Origin of the sequence: Pokkaliibacter sp. MBI-7 (genome assembly GCF_029846635.1) — a bacterium.
In the GTDB taxonomy this organism is placed as follows: domain Bacteria; phylum Pseudomonadota; class Gammaproteobacteria; order Pseudomonadales; family Balneatricaceae; genus Pokkaliibacter.
The window spans coordinates 604,505-617,208 of record NZ_JARVTG010000002.1; the positions used below are offsets into that span (position 1 = coordinate 604,505).

Here is a 12,704-nt window from a genome sequence, read left to right on the forward strand (position 1 = left end):
CCCCGCGATACCTATAAATGTTGGGCAGAGCATTTGGAACTGCATAATCGCTTGGTGGTAATCGCACATGAGGTTGTGCATCCATATGCTGATCTGAACGATAACGGTGCCCAGGAATGTAGCGGTGCCAGTCATAAGGAGTCTGTCGCGTGACCCAAGAGTCGATGGCTGCCAGTGCAGCAGAAGTACAGGTGTTCGATATGGACGTAGCCACAGCAGGCGGGAATCTTTCCGTCCGCTGCTGGCACCCGGCCAGCAGTGCTGCTGATCAGCCACCCATCATCCTGCTGCATGACTCGCTCGGCTGCGTGGCCCTGTGGCGGGAGTTTCCGGCGCATCTGGCCGGGGCGGCGCAGCGGCGTGTGATCGCCTATGACCGGCTGGGTTTCGGCCTGTCAGACCCGTATCCCGGCACCTTGCCGCTGGATTTTATCGAACGTGAGGCCACTTCAGGTTTTGCGGCGCTGCTGCAACACCTGCAGGTGGATCACTTTATCGTGCTCGGCCACAGTGTCGGCGGCTGTATGGCGGTCAATATTGCCGGCGCTTTTGCAGAGCGCTGTGATGGGCTGATCACGCTGGCCACCATGACGTTTGTGGAGCAGCAGGTGCTCGATGGTATTCGCGAGGCACAGCAGCTGTTTGCGCAGCCGGGGCAACTGGAAAAACTGGAAAAATACCACGGTGGCAAGGCCCGCTGGGTGCTGGATTCGTGGATCAACACCTGGCAGTCCGACGCTTTTGCTGACTGGAATCTGGATAATGCGTTGCCTCAGGTGCAGTGCCCGGCGCTGGCCATTCACGGTGACAGCGACGAGTACGGCAGCATTGTGCATCCTCAGCGCATCGTTGAACGTGTAGCCGGTGCGGCCACGCTGCTGGAGCTGCATGGCTGCGGCCACGTACCCCATCGCGAGAAGGAAGGCCCGGTGCTGCGCGCCATCGGCCGCTGGCTGGCTGACGAGTGATAGTGAAAGCAGCAGGCACTTTACAGCGACAGTGTGGTCAGCACATGGAGCTGCCGGAAACGGCACGCGCACTAGAACCCGAAACGGATGAGACTCACCCCGTCACCGGTAAGTTCAGATAGCCCCACAGCCCGTACAGTAATGCCGTCAGCACGCCCGCCAGACTCATGCCCAATGCGGCAAAAGCGCCTGCTTCGGCATCTTCTTTCAGCGCCTGCACGGTGCCGACCGCATGGGCGCTCACGCCGAGTATCAGCCCCCGTGCAGCGGGCAGGGTGACGCCAGTGTAGTTCAGCAGGCCGGGCCCAACGATGGCGCCCAGCACGCCGGTGATCATGACGAAAGTCGCTGTCAGGGAGGCAATCCCTCCTGTCTGTGCGGCGAGCAGTATCGCCACGGGGGAAGTGACGGATTTGGGTGCCAGTGACAGGGTCAGGGTGATGTCGGCACCGAAAAGCCGGGCCAGTACGACGGTCAGCCCCAGCATCATCACCGTGCCTGTACCCAGCGTGACCAGGGTTGGCATAAGCAGACTGCGAATGCGCGGCAGGCCATGATACAGCGGCACGGCCAGTGCCACCGTGGCGGGGCCGAGCAGTAACCACAGCGATGCAGACTGCCGGTGATAGGTGGCGTAATCGACGTGCAGTAGCCGGAGCAGCAGCATCGTCAGCAGGGTGCCGACCAGTACCGGCTGCAAGACGATCCACTGGCTGCGACGGTATAGCCACAGGGCCAGCTGGAATGCCAGCAGCGTGGCTCCAACGGAAAACAGCGGATGCTGGCTGAGTGATGTCAGGGCGTTGGTCATGGTTGTTGGCCCGCCCTGATCAGTCGCTGCATCAGCCGGCCACAGACCGGTACGGTTATCAGCAGCGAGCCCAGTAGCGCCGCAGTAATGGGCAGCAGGTTGTTCTGCAGGGTATCAATGTTATCCATCAGCCCCACCGCCGGAGGGATCAGCAGTAACGGCAGATAGCCAAGCAGCATCCGTGCGGCCGCTTCCACGGGCTGGCTGAGCGACTCAGGGGCCAGACAGAGAAAGCCAAGACAAAAAGCCAGCCCGAGTATCGGGCCGGGCAGGGAAGGGACGAGCAGGTCGCTGACCAGTGAGCCAAGCAGCTGGAAGCCGATCAGCCCCAGCAGGCCACTAACGGAGGTCATGAGCGGGCTGCTCGGAGTGGTCAGGCTGCGCATGATCGCTGCTGTGACGCCGCCGGAACAGTGGCACCGGTACAGCGACCGAACGGCCATACAGCACGCTGATACCGTTCAGCCCCGGCAGGGCTTCCGCTGCTGACTTGTCGTCACGGATGGCAAAGGCATCCATGCCGCAGTGGCGCATATGGCTGAGCTGATCACGCAGTACATCGCCAATCGCCCGCAGCTCGCCCTGCCAGCCGAGGCGGGTGCGCAGCATGTAGGCATGGCTGTAGGCACGGCCATCGCGAAAGGACGGGAAGTCGAGTGCAATCAGCGGCAGTACGGCGAGCCAGGGCTGCAGCTGCTCCGGCTCGTTATCCGCCGCCAGCCAGATGCCGTGGTCGCTGATGGCTTTGCCCTGACACACCCGTTCAGGCTGCAGACGCAGCCAGTCTGCCAGGGGGAGCAGCAGGTGCTGTTCGCCTGCGCTGACAGCCTCATCGGCCCCGGCACTGGTTTGAATCCATCGCCACGGGTCATCCTCCACCAGCAGCGCCTGACCCTGATGCAGACGAATCAGGTTGTTCATGGTGTCACCTCCCGCACCGCCGCGTTATTGTCAGCGGTGTGATGACCACTGGCATGGCCATACACCCGCTCTTTGAACGGCGCCAGCCCGAGGCGGCGGACGGTATCAACAAACTCCTCGTCGCCTTCACGGTAATCGGTATAGGTGCTGACCAGTTTGTCGATGACGGCGGGTACGTCGGCGGCACTGACCGCCGGGCCGATAATCCTGCCGATGGCTGCATCGTTGCCCTGCGCGCCGCCGATGGTGATCTGGTACCACTCAGCCCCGTTCTTCTCCAGCCCGAGAATGCCGATATTGCCGATGTGATGATGGCCGCAGGCATTCATACAGCCGGAGATATTGAGGTTGATGTCGCCCAGATCATGCAGGTAGTCGAGATCATCAAAGTGCTGCTGGATGGCCTGCGCCACCGGAATGGAGCGGGTGAGGGCGAGTGCGCAGTAGTCGCCGCCGGGGCAGGAGATGATGTCGGTCAGCAGCCCGGCATTGGGGCTGTCGAGGCCGACCTTGCCCAGTTCCAGCCAGAGGGCGTAGAGGTCGCTTTTGCGAATATCAGGCAGCACCAGATTCTGTTCATGAGCGATGCGGATCTCGCCAAAGCCGTACTGATCGGCAAGGTCGGCCACCGCTTCCATCTGCCCGTCGGTGACATCACCCGGCGGTGAGGCAATACCGGGCTTGGTGGAGAGAATCACAGAGACATAGCCCGCCTGCTGATGGGCTTTGACATTGCGGCTGACCCAGCGGGCGAAGTTGTCGTCACGGCTGAGGGCGGTGCCGTAGTGAATATCGGTGGCGGGCAACGGCAGATACGCCGGTGGCTGAAAGGTGGCGGCTACGCGCTGATATTCCGCTTCGGTCAGCTCAGCCGGGCCATCCTTGATATGTTGCCATTCGGCTTCCACCTCACGGGCAAAAGCCTCCATCCCCAGTGCCTTGACCAGAATCTTGATGCGCGCCTTGTACTTGTTGTCACGACGTCCATGGCGGTTATACACCCGCAGGATGGCTTCAACATAAGACAGCAGATGCTGCCAGGGCAGGTCATCACGAATCTGCTCGCTGAGCATCGGCGTCCGCCCCAGACCGCCGCCCACCATGATGCGCAGTTTCATCGCCTGATGCTGATCACGATAGAGATAGACGCCCACATCGTGCATCTGGATGGCCGCGCGGTCTTCGGCGGCGGCATTGATGGCAATCTTGAATTTGCGTGGCAGATAGAGAAATTCCGGGTTGACCGTCGACCACTGCCGCAGGATTTCAGCCAGCGGACGCGGGTCAAGATATTCATCAGCGGCCACACCGGCAAAGGCTTCCGTGGTGATGTTGCGTACGCAGTTGCCGGACGTCTGGATGGCATGCATATCGACGTGTGCCAGCCGCGCCAGAATATCGGCAACCTGATCCAGCTCGATCCAGTTGAACTGAATATTCTGCCGGGTGGTGAAGTGGCCGTAGCCACGGTCGTAGTCACGGGCAATGCTGGCCAGTGTGCGCAGTTGTGGCGATGACAGGGTGCCGTAGGGAATGGCCACACGCAGCATGTACGCATGGCGCTGCAGATAGAGGCCGTTCTGCAGGCGCAGTGGCAAAAACTCTTCTTCGCTCAGTGCGCCGCTGCGAAAACGGGCGATCTGGTCGCGAAACTGCTCGACCCGCTCGCGCACCAGTGCACGGTCGTAATCATCGTATTGGTACACCGCTGTTCCTCTGCCGCTGCATGGCGACACCCTGATGTGTGATGTCGTTACTCTAGCGGGCAGGGAAAATGGGAGCAGTTACAGTTTTCTGAAAAATAATGGGATCAGTTGTGCTTTGCCGCGACCAGCGTTGCCACCGTCTGCAATGCTTGCCGCCGATGCTGATTCCACGGATGGGCGAAGCTCAGGCGCAGATAGTGACGGTAAAGATCAGGTTGGGTGGTAAACATCGCCCCCGGTGTGATGACCACGCCCTGTTGCCGTGCAGTAGCGTAGATCGCCATGGTGTCGGTGTGTTCCGGCAGGGCCAGCCACAGGCACAGCCCGCCCTCGGGCAGGGTAAAACTGCAACCGGGGAAGACGTTGCCAAGCAGTTCCGCCAGACCATTACGCTGATGGCGCAGGCGTTGCAGGTAGCGGCGCAGGTGGCGGTCGTAGTCGCCGCTTTGTATGAAATCCACCAGCCCCTGCTGAATAAAGCGGCTGTTGGCCAGCGTGGTGATGCGCTTCAGGCGGCTAAACTCACTGTGGCGTTTACGGTTAACGACCCAGCCCACCCGCAGATCACGGGACAGGCTTTTGGAAAAGGAGCTGCAAAGAATGACGTTGTCCGGATCACGGGCAAACAGGGGAGCGGGCGGGCTGGCGTTGAGGCCCATCTCGCCATAAATATGGTCTTCGATCAGCACCATGCTGTGCTGGCGTGCCATGCGGATCAGCCGTAACCGCTGATCAGCAGGCATGCAGCTGCCGGTTGGGGTGGCATAGGTGGGGGTGACGACCATGGCCTTTATCGGCCATTGCCGGAGGGCCTGTTCAAGGCTGTCGAGATCAAGCCCGTTCAGCGGATCACAGGGCAGCTCCACCACCTGCAGACCCAGCTGCTGCAACACCTGCAGGCTGCCAAAAAAGCCGGGGCTTTCCACTGCTACCACATCTCCGGGTCGGGTACAGCTCATCAGTGCCAGCAGCAGGGCATGCTGGCAGCCGCTGGTGATCGTTACATCATCCTGATTCACATGGCAGCCCTGCTTGCGCAGGCGCTGCGCCAGAATATCGCGCAGGGCAGGCAGGCCGTCGGGCTCATCGTAATACTGGTGTTGCAGCCCTTTTTGCTGCCGTAATGCCCGGCCGATACAGCGATGCAGCGCCTCCAGCTCCAGCGGTGCTTCATCGACGTGCCCCTGTTCCGGCAACAGGTCAAAGGCGGCACCCTGCATCATCACATCGTTGATGACTTCCTCCAGGCTCAATAACCGTGGCTGGCTGACAGGCGTCCTGTGCTGAGGCGCGTCAGGCATGGCGGTCGGGCCGCTGACAAAATAGCCTCGCTGCGGGCGGGCGGTAATCAGACCTTCGGCTTCCAGCAGGGTGTAGGCATGCAGCACGGTAGAGCGGGACAGGTTGTGCTCGCTCATCACCTCCCGTACTGAAGGCAGCCGGTCACCGGCCAGCCAGATGCCCCGTTGAATGCTGTCTCTGAAGGTGTTGGCAAGATGCCGATAGCGAAAACTGTTACTGGCCATAAACGCTGCCCGGTTTGAAGGTCGGAGGAATAGCGCTCACTAAATCACACAACTGTTCCTATTAAAAATGGAAAATCAGTGTCTGTTCTGGTTTTTGATGATTTCTTACCCTGAAAGCGTTTTCAGGTATGCCATTGGGCAGCATGACGGCAAGGGCTGATCAGCGCGTGCGGATGGCGTGACGTCAATCAGGCAGGAATATCATGACAACCTATCGCTCTACTCAGGCGGGGGTGGTGCCTCCAGCGCCGGGGGCCGTTGCTGGCCGCTGCGGGAGGCAGATCCTATGAACAGCATCAGTGCGCTGGATCTGGCGCGGATTCAATTCGCGTTTACCGTCTCCTTCCACATTATTTTCCCCGCGATCACCATCGGGCTGGCGTCTTTTCTGGCGATGCTGGAAGGGATGTGGTTATGGAAGAAAGACTTCGTTTACCGCGATCTCTATCACTTCTGGTCAAAAATATTTGCCGTCAACTTCGCCATGGGCGTGGTGTCAGGGCTGGTGATGGCCTATGAGTTTGGCACCAACTGGAGCTTTTTCTCCTCCTACGCAGGCAGTATCACCGGCCCGCTGCTGACCTATGAGGTGCTGACCGCCTTCTTCCTTGAAGCCGGATTCCTCGGTGTGATGCTGTTCGGCTGGCACAAGGTCAGCCCGCGCATGCACTTTTTCGCCACGGTGATGGTGGCTATTGGCACGCTGATCTCGGCGACCTGGATTCTTGCCTCCAACAGCTGGATGCAGACGCCGCAGGGCTATGCCGTGCTCGACGGGCGGGTGGTGCCGACCGACTGGCTGAAGGTCATCTTTAACCCGTCCTTTCCCTACCGTCTGGCGCACATGACGGCGGCAGCATTCCTCTCGACAGCACTCTTTGTCGGTGCCTCAGCGGCCTGGCATCTGCTGCGCGGCAATCGCAGTCAGCCGGTCAGGACCATGCTCAGCATGGCCATGTGGATGCTGCTGTTTACCGCGCCGCTGCAGATACTGATTGGTGATGCTCATGGTCTCAATACGCTGGAGCATCAACCGGCAAAGCTGGCCGCTATCGAAGGCCACTGGGAAAACAAGCCCGGTGAAGACGTGCCCCTGATCCTGTTCGCCTGGCCGGACATGGCAGAGGAGAAAAATCACTTTGCCGTCGAGGTGCCGCACCTTGGCAGTCTGATCCTCACCCACAGCTGGAATGGTCAGATCCCTGCGCTGAAGGAGTTCCCCAAAGAGGATCGGCCCAACGCCACGGTGATTTTCTGGAGTTTCCGCATCATGGTCGTGCTCGGCATGCTGATGCTTGCGCTGGGACTGTGGGCGCTGTGGCTGCGCCGGAAAGAGCGGCTGTACAGCCACCGGCTGTTTCTGCGCTTTGCCGTACTGATGGGGCCAAGTGGTCTGATTGCTGTGCTGGCCGGGTGGTTTACCACCGAAATTGGCCGTCAGCCCTGGGTGGTCTATGGCCTGATGCGCACCGCAGATGCCGTCTCCAACCATTCAGCCATGGCGCTGACCACCACGCTGGTGCTGTTTGTGGTGATGTATCTGGCGGTGTTCGGCACCGGTATCGGTTATCTGCTCAAGCTGACGGCGCAGGGCCCCCATGAGCACGAGGGCGATACCCTCGATGAAGACCATGATCTGCTGCCTCATCAGCGCCCGGCGCGGCCGTTGTCCGCGGTGGAAGAGGGACTAAATGCAGCGCATGGCAAAACCGGCCAGCACGGAGGTCAACACTGATGGGCATTAATCTTCCGGTTATCTGGACCATCATCATTGCTGTTGGCGTGATGATTTATGTGGTGATGGACGGATTCGATCTGGGCATCGGCATCCTCTTTCCTTTTGTCAGGCAGCGCGACGAACGTGATGTGATGGTCAACACCGTTGCCCCGGTGTGGGACGGTAACGAAACCTGGCTGATTCTCGGTGGTGCAGCGCTGATGGCGGCCTTCCCGCTGGCGTATGCGGTGATCCTCAGCGCACTCTATCTGCCGCTGATATTTATGCTGGCCGGGCTGATCTGGCGGGGTGTGGCCTTCGAGTTTCGCTTCAAGGCGGATGAGGCGCATCGCCCGTTCTGGGACAAGGCCTTTAGCTGGGGCTCCTACATCGCCACGTTCTTTCAGGGGGTGGCGCTGGGCAGCTATCTGCAGGGCATCAAAGTGGAAAACGGTGCCTACGCCGGTGGCGCACTGGACTGGCTGACACCCTTCAGCCTGTTTACCGGGCTGGGCCTGCTGGCGACCTACGCCTTGCTGGGTGCCACCTGGCTGATTCTGAAAACGGAGCGGGGCCTGCAGCAGCGTATGGTGCAGCTGGCAAGGCCACTGACACTGGTGCTGCTGGGCTGTATCGCCGTGGTCAGCGTATGGACGCCGCTGATGTCGGAGCAGATTGCGGAGCGCTGGTTTGCCACGCCCAATCTCTGGTTCTTTATGCCCGTGCCGCTGCTGACGCTGCTCTGTGCCTGGGGGCTGTTACGGGTGCTGCGCTGTGAGCCGGAAGTGGGGCCGTTCGTACTGGCGCTGTGTCTGGTTTTTCTCGGCTACACCGGTTTTATCATCAGCATCTGGCCGAATGTAATCCCGCCCGGCATCAGCATTCAGCAGGCGGCGGCACCGGAGCAGAGCATGGGCTTTGCGTTGGTCGGTGCGCTGGTGATCCTGCCGGTGATCATGGCCTACAGCGCGTGGTCGTACTACGTGTTCCGCGGCAAGGTGAAGATCGGCGATGGCTATCACTGAGTAGTCAGTCAGGGGGAGCGGCCATTCAGCAGCAGGCCGGGTAAAGAGGTGAACGCCTTTTTACCCGGCCTGTTTGTTTCTGATGAAGTGGTTTCTGGTGGAGTGGTATCTGGTGGCACAGTTTCTGGCGGGGCTGTCTCGGGTGAGGCAAAAACCGTTTTCAGCAGCGCTGAAGAAACTGGCTGATCAGCACACTGTAAGCATGGGGCTGTTCCAGCATCGGGCTGTGGCCACACTCCAGCAGCTGCAGTTCGGCGCCGGCAATCCCGTTAGCCAGCTCCTTTGCGTGCGCAAGCTGTCGGGCCGGATCAAAGCGACCATGCACGATCAGTGTCGGGCAGGTGATGTCTGCAAGCCGTGGGCGAAGGTCCAGCCGCCGCAGACTGGTCATGGCAGCTTCCACTTCGGCAGGCACAAAGCTCAGCGCATAGTCGGCCAGCTCGGTGCCCAGCTGCGCCGCCACATCCTTGCCGGTACAGCGCTCGAAAAAGCTGGCCATAAAAGCGCTGCCCCAGTGCTCGCGCATACGCCGGGGCAGATCAGGGTCGCCGTGCTGGCTGGCACTGGCACCGGTGTCAGTCAGAATCAGCCCGCTCAGGTGTGGCCCCAGAGCAGCGGCCAGCAACTGTGCCAGTACGCCGCCGGCCGAGTGGCCGATGATCACCACCGGCTGATGCAGGCAGCGCTGCTGCAGTTCCGGTAACAGGGCAGTGGCAATCTGATCCAGATCGGTAGCAGGGAAGCGCTTCAGCCAGTCAATGGGCTGCCACTGCCAGGGAGAAGGCCATTCCATGGCGCGGAAAATCCAGGGGGGCAGCAGCGTACCAGCCAGCGTCACCACGCTGGCTGTGGGCGGCGGCAGGTGATGTTGCTCAGCCACCGATGGCTCCTGTCAGGCTGGCGAAGGCCAGTAATACGATGCCAATTCCCCACGCCCAGAAGAAGGTGAACTTGATGTGCTCACGCAGCTCCACACCGGCCAGACCAATGGCCAGATAGACGCTGGGCACCACCGGGCTGATGCTGAAACCGGTGTTTTCACCGATCAGCATGGCGCGGGCGACGGCCTCCACCGGGACACCGGCAGAGAGGCTGATATCACGCACAATGGGCATCAGGGCGAAATAGTAGGCATCGGGTGAGAACAACATGCCCAGAGGCACGCCAAACGCTCCGACGATCAGATGCAGCACGCTGGCAGAGCCGTCAGGCAGAATATCAATGAGTGCGGTAGCCATACCGTTGGACATGCCCGTGCCCTTCAGCACACCCAGCAGGATACCGGCAGCCAGCATCACCAGTGCCATCTGCAGAGCATCTTTGGCATGCACGGCAATGTGCTGGCTCTGCTCTTCAACACCGGGATAGTTCAGCAGCAGGGCGATGGCCAGACCAACCATAAAGGCGGCATACAGCGGGAAGGCGCCGGTAAACAGAATCACCAGAATGATCAGCGTCAGGATCACGTTGGCCCAGTAACGCCAGTGACGGGTGGGCAACGCTGTCGCACGGGGTGGCAGCAGGTAGGCTGACATATCACTGTGCTGCAGGTTTTCCGCCGCCAGATTGCGCTCGGCTTTGCGGCCAAAGTACACCGCCAGTGCCAGCATCAGTGCGATACCCAGTATCTGCACCGGCACCAGTGGCAGCCACAGTGCGGAGGCATCCACACCGGCCGTAGCCGCCGCGCGGGCAGTGGGGCCACCCCAGGGCACCATATTGACGATACCGGCACTCAGGCCGACCAGACAGAGCAGGGCGGTGGGGCTGATTTTCAGGCGCTGGTAGAGTGGCAGCAGAGCGGGGATAGTCAGCAGAAAGGTCGCCGCACCGACGCCATCAAGGTGGGCAATGGCAGCCACCAGTACGGTCACCACCGTCACCCGCATGGGTTTGCCACGGGTGCTGCGAATCAGCAGATTGACCAGCGGATCGAACATGCCGCGTTCGCGCATGATGCCGAAGTAGAGAATGGCGAAAATAAACAGGGTGGCGGTCGGCGCGACAGAGGTCAGGCCGGATTTGATGAATTCACCGGTTTTGGCCGGGGTATAACCTGCCAGCATACAGATGACCACCGGCACCAGGGCAAAGGCCACCACCGGTGTCAGGCGTTTGAGCAATATCAAAGCGATGATGCCTAACATCATCACGAATCCGAGCGTTGTTATCATTGTGTGCTCCGTGAGTTGTGGAAGTGCGGGAGCCGGACGCTCCCTTGTTGTCAGCGTTCCTGAGAGAGGGGGTGTTCTCCAGGGGCGGGTAAGTACATGCCCAGCAGCAGATAGCTGAGGCTCTTGCCGTGGCGGTCAAGGGTGCTGCTGGCGTTGACGCCACCTTCCAGCACCCCTTCCAGCACCAGATTCATGCCCTGAAGGTTGGGCAGGCAGTACCGGCTGACCTTCAGCGGTTTGCGATGGGCAAAGCGGGCCCTGACCACGTCTTCGGTCAGGTGTTCGACCAGCCAGTCGTAGTGCTCGGGGCGGTAGACAAACACCGCAATGTTGAGGGTGTTGCCCTTGTCGCCGGCACGGGCATGGGCGACATCGACCAGCCGTACCTGAGCATTGCTTTCAGTGGCTGTGATGGTGATGGAAGTCATGTGCTTCAGCTCCATACCAGAGTGGCTTTGATCTGCTCACGATCGATCAGGAATGACTGGGTGCGCAGTGACTCACTGAGGTGTCGCCGCACACCACCACCGCCTGCCGGGCCGTTCAGGTAGAGGGCTTCCACTTCCTGCAGTGCTTCATCAATGGCCTGTGCATCACGGTCAACGATGCCCAGCCGTACCCGTACATCCTCACTGCTGATGTGCTGGCAGCTATCGCGCCACTGGCCATCCCGATCATTGAACAGGCTTGCCACGCCGATCAGATCCAGTTGCGGTTTGAGCGTGGGAAAGTACTGTGCCAGCCGGGTCTGCAATATCTCGATGGCCTGCAGGCCGCGCTCACTGGCACCCGGCCCGGCGTAGGAAATGTCAGCCTCGCCAAACCACAGGCCACGCAAGCCCAAATTACCCTTGAGTGTGGCGGGGGCAGGGTGCCCCTGCACGCCATGCACCTGCACCCGATCCGGGCCGACGGTGCTCAGGGTGACGCCGCTGATATCGAGGGTGACATCGGGGGTGAGATAGGCGGCAGGGTTGTGGACTTCGTACAGCAGCTGTTCCTTGACCGTCTGCTCGGTCACACAGCCACCGCTGCCAGCGGTTTTGGTGATGACCAGTGAGCCGCTCGCGGATACCTCAGCGATGGGGCAGCCCAGATGAGCCAGATCGGCGACAGCTTTGTAGCCGGGGTGGGCGAAATAGCCACCGCTGACCTGGGTGCAGCATTCCAGCAGATGACCGGCTGCGGTCGCCAGTGCGATCTGCTGCCAGTCATCGGCGGCCCACTGGTGAGCATGACGCAGGGCGCCGACCACCAGTGACGGGTCGGCGATACGGCCACCAATCACAATATCTGCCCCCTGATTCAGTGCATCGACGATCCCATCGGCGCCGATATAGACGTTGCAGGACAATACCTCCGCGAACGGACAGTCGGCGGGCAGCCAGTCGGTATCGGCGTTCAGCCGATCGCTCAGATCATCGCCCAATACGCAGGCAATACGGGCAGACAGGCCACGCTGCTGCAGCTCGGCATGCAGGCGTCTGGCTGCGGCTAACGGGTTGGCTGCGCCGCCATTGGTGATAATCGGAATGCCATAGCGCAGGCAGTCGGCCACGACAGGGTCAAGAAAACGGAACAGCTTGCTGGCATAGCCGGTATCGGCATTGGCCAGCTTGCGCATCTGCGCTTCTGCCAGCGTGCGTTCTGCCAGCAGTTCATAAAACAGGTAAGCCGGGCCGGGACGGCTGGCGAGATCCTGCACCAGTGCCACGGCAGCTTCCGGGCGGTCACCGGCAAAGCCAGCGCCGCAGCCGATGAAGGCGGTGCGAACAGGTGAAGAGGTATCGGTCTGCTGTGCAGGTGACATGGACTGCTCCATACAGGTTTCAGTGCAGTCGTCACCTTCTCATGAA

The 12,704-nt window shown here is 60.7% G+C and carries 12 protein-coding genes; 3 read left to right on the forward strand and 9 right to left on the reverse strand.

The genetic code is table 11. The annotated features are described in order from the left end of the window. Window positions 1-149 precede the first annotated feature (149 nt). Window positions 150-968, forward strand: coding sequence for an alpha/beta hydrolase (locus QCD60_RS22390; RefSeq protein WP_279788591.1), 819 nt, complete (start codon window positions 150-152; stop codon window positions 966-968). 94 nt (window positions 969-1,062) lie between these two features. Here the strand turns inward: QCD60_RS22390 and QCD60_RS22395 are convergent, their stop codons facing one another. From QCD60_RS22395 to QCD60_RS22415, 5 genes are all read right to left on the reverse strand, one after another. Next, window positions 1,063-1,779, reverse strand: a complete 717-nt coding sequence (locus QCD60_RS22395; protein WP_279788592.1) for an LrgB family protein — start codon at window positions 1,777-1,779, stop codon at window positions 1,063-1,065. After that, window positions 1,776-2,132 carry a CidA/LrgA family protein gene (locus QCD60_RS22400; protein ID WP_279788595.1) on the reverse strand — a complete coding sequence of 119 codons (357 nt, stop codon included), beginning with the start codon at window positions 2,130-2,132 and terminating at the stop codon, window positions 1,776-1,778. Before QCD60_RS22400 ends, QCD60_RS22395 begins: the two co-directional genes overlap by 4 nt. Next, window positions 2,119-2,700, reverse strand: coding sequence for a DUF934 domain-containing protein (locus QCD60_RS22405; protein ID WP_279788597.1), 582 nt, complete (start codon window positions 2,698-2,700; stop codon window positions 2,119-2,121). Before QCD60_RS22405 ends, QCD60_RS22400 begins: the two co-directional genes overlap by 14 nt. After that, window positions 2,697-4,406: a nitrite/sulfite reductase gene (locus tag QCD60_RS22410; RefSeq protein ID WP_279788599.1), complete on the reverse strand. Its 1,710-nt coding sequence runs from the start codon at window positions 4,404-4,406 to the stop codon at window positions 2,697-2,699. The genes QCD60_RS22405 and QCD60_RS22410 overlap by 4 nt, the downstream gene beginning before the upstream one ends. 104 nt (window positions 4,407-4,510) lie before the next feature. Next, entirely contained in the window at window positions 4,511-5,932 is a 1,422-nt protein-coding gene (locus QCD60_RS22415; protein ID WP_279788601.1) for a PLP-dependent aminotransferase family protein, read from the reverse strand. 286 nt (window positions 5,933-6,218) lie between these two features. Between QCD60_RS22415 and QCD60_RS22420 the strand changes: the two genes are divergently transcribed. After that, window positions 6,219-7,667, forward strand: a complete 1,449-nt coding sequence (locus tag QCD60_RS22420; protein ID WP_279788603.1) for a cytochrome ubiquinol oxidase subunit I — start codon at window positions 6,219-6,221, stop codon at window positions 7,665-7,667. Continuing rightward, entirely contained in the window at window positions 7,667-8,674 is a 1,008-nt protein-coding gene (gene cydB, locus QCD60_RS22425; protein ID WP_279788605.1) for a cytochrome d ubiquinol oxidase subunit II, read from the forward strand. The genes QCD60_RS22420 and cydB overlap by 1 nt, the downstream gene beginning before the upstream one ends. A 160-nt stretch (window positions 8,675-8,834) precedes the next feature. Here cydB and QCD60_RS22430 read toward each other — a convergent pair whose 3' ends face one another. Genes QCD60_RS22430 through QCD60_RS22445 form a run of 4 tightly spaced genes read right to left on the reverse strand, consistent with a single transcriptional unit; the run spans window position 8,835 to window position 12,658 of the window. Further along, the gene (locus QCD60_RS22430; protein ID WP_279788607.1) at window positions 8,835-9,554 is read right to left on the reverse strand and encodes an alpha/beta hydrolase; all 720 of its coding nucleotides are present in this window, start codon (window positions 9,552-9,554) and stop codon (window positions 8,835-8,837) included. Then, complete coding sequence (locus QCD60_RS22435) at window positions 9,547-10,848, reverse strand: citrate:proton symporter (protein WP_279788608.1); 1,302 nt, start codon at window positions 10,846-10,848, stop codon at window positions 9,547-9,549. The genes QCD60_RS22430 and QCD60_RS22435 overlap by 8 nt, the downstream gene beginning before the upstream one ends. Window positions 10,849-10,898: 50 nt before the next feature. Next, a complete protein-coding gene (locus QCD60_RS22440; protein WP_279788609.1) occupies window positions 10,899-11,276 on the reverse strand; it encodes a hypothetical protein in 378 nt (125 codons plus the stop codon). Window positions 11,277-11,281: 5 nt separating this feature from the next. Beyond that, on the reverse strand, window positions 11,282-12,658 hold the full coding sequence (locus QCD60_RS22445) for a DUF1446 domain-containing protein (RefSeq protein ID WP_279788612.1): 1,377 nt from the start codon (window positions 12,656-12,658) through the stop codon (window positions 11,282-11,284). Between the last annotated feature and the right edge of the window lie 46 nt (window positions 12,659-12,704).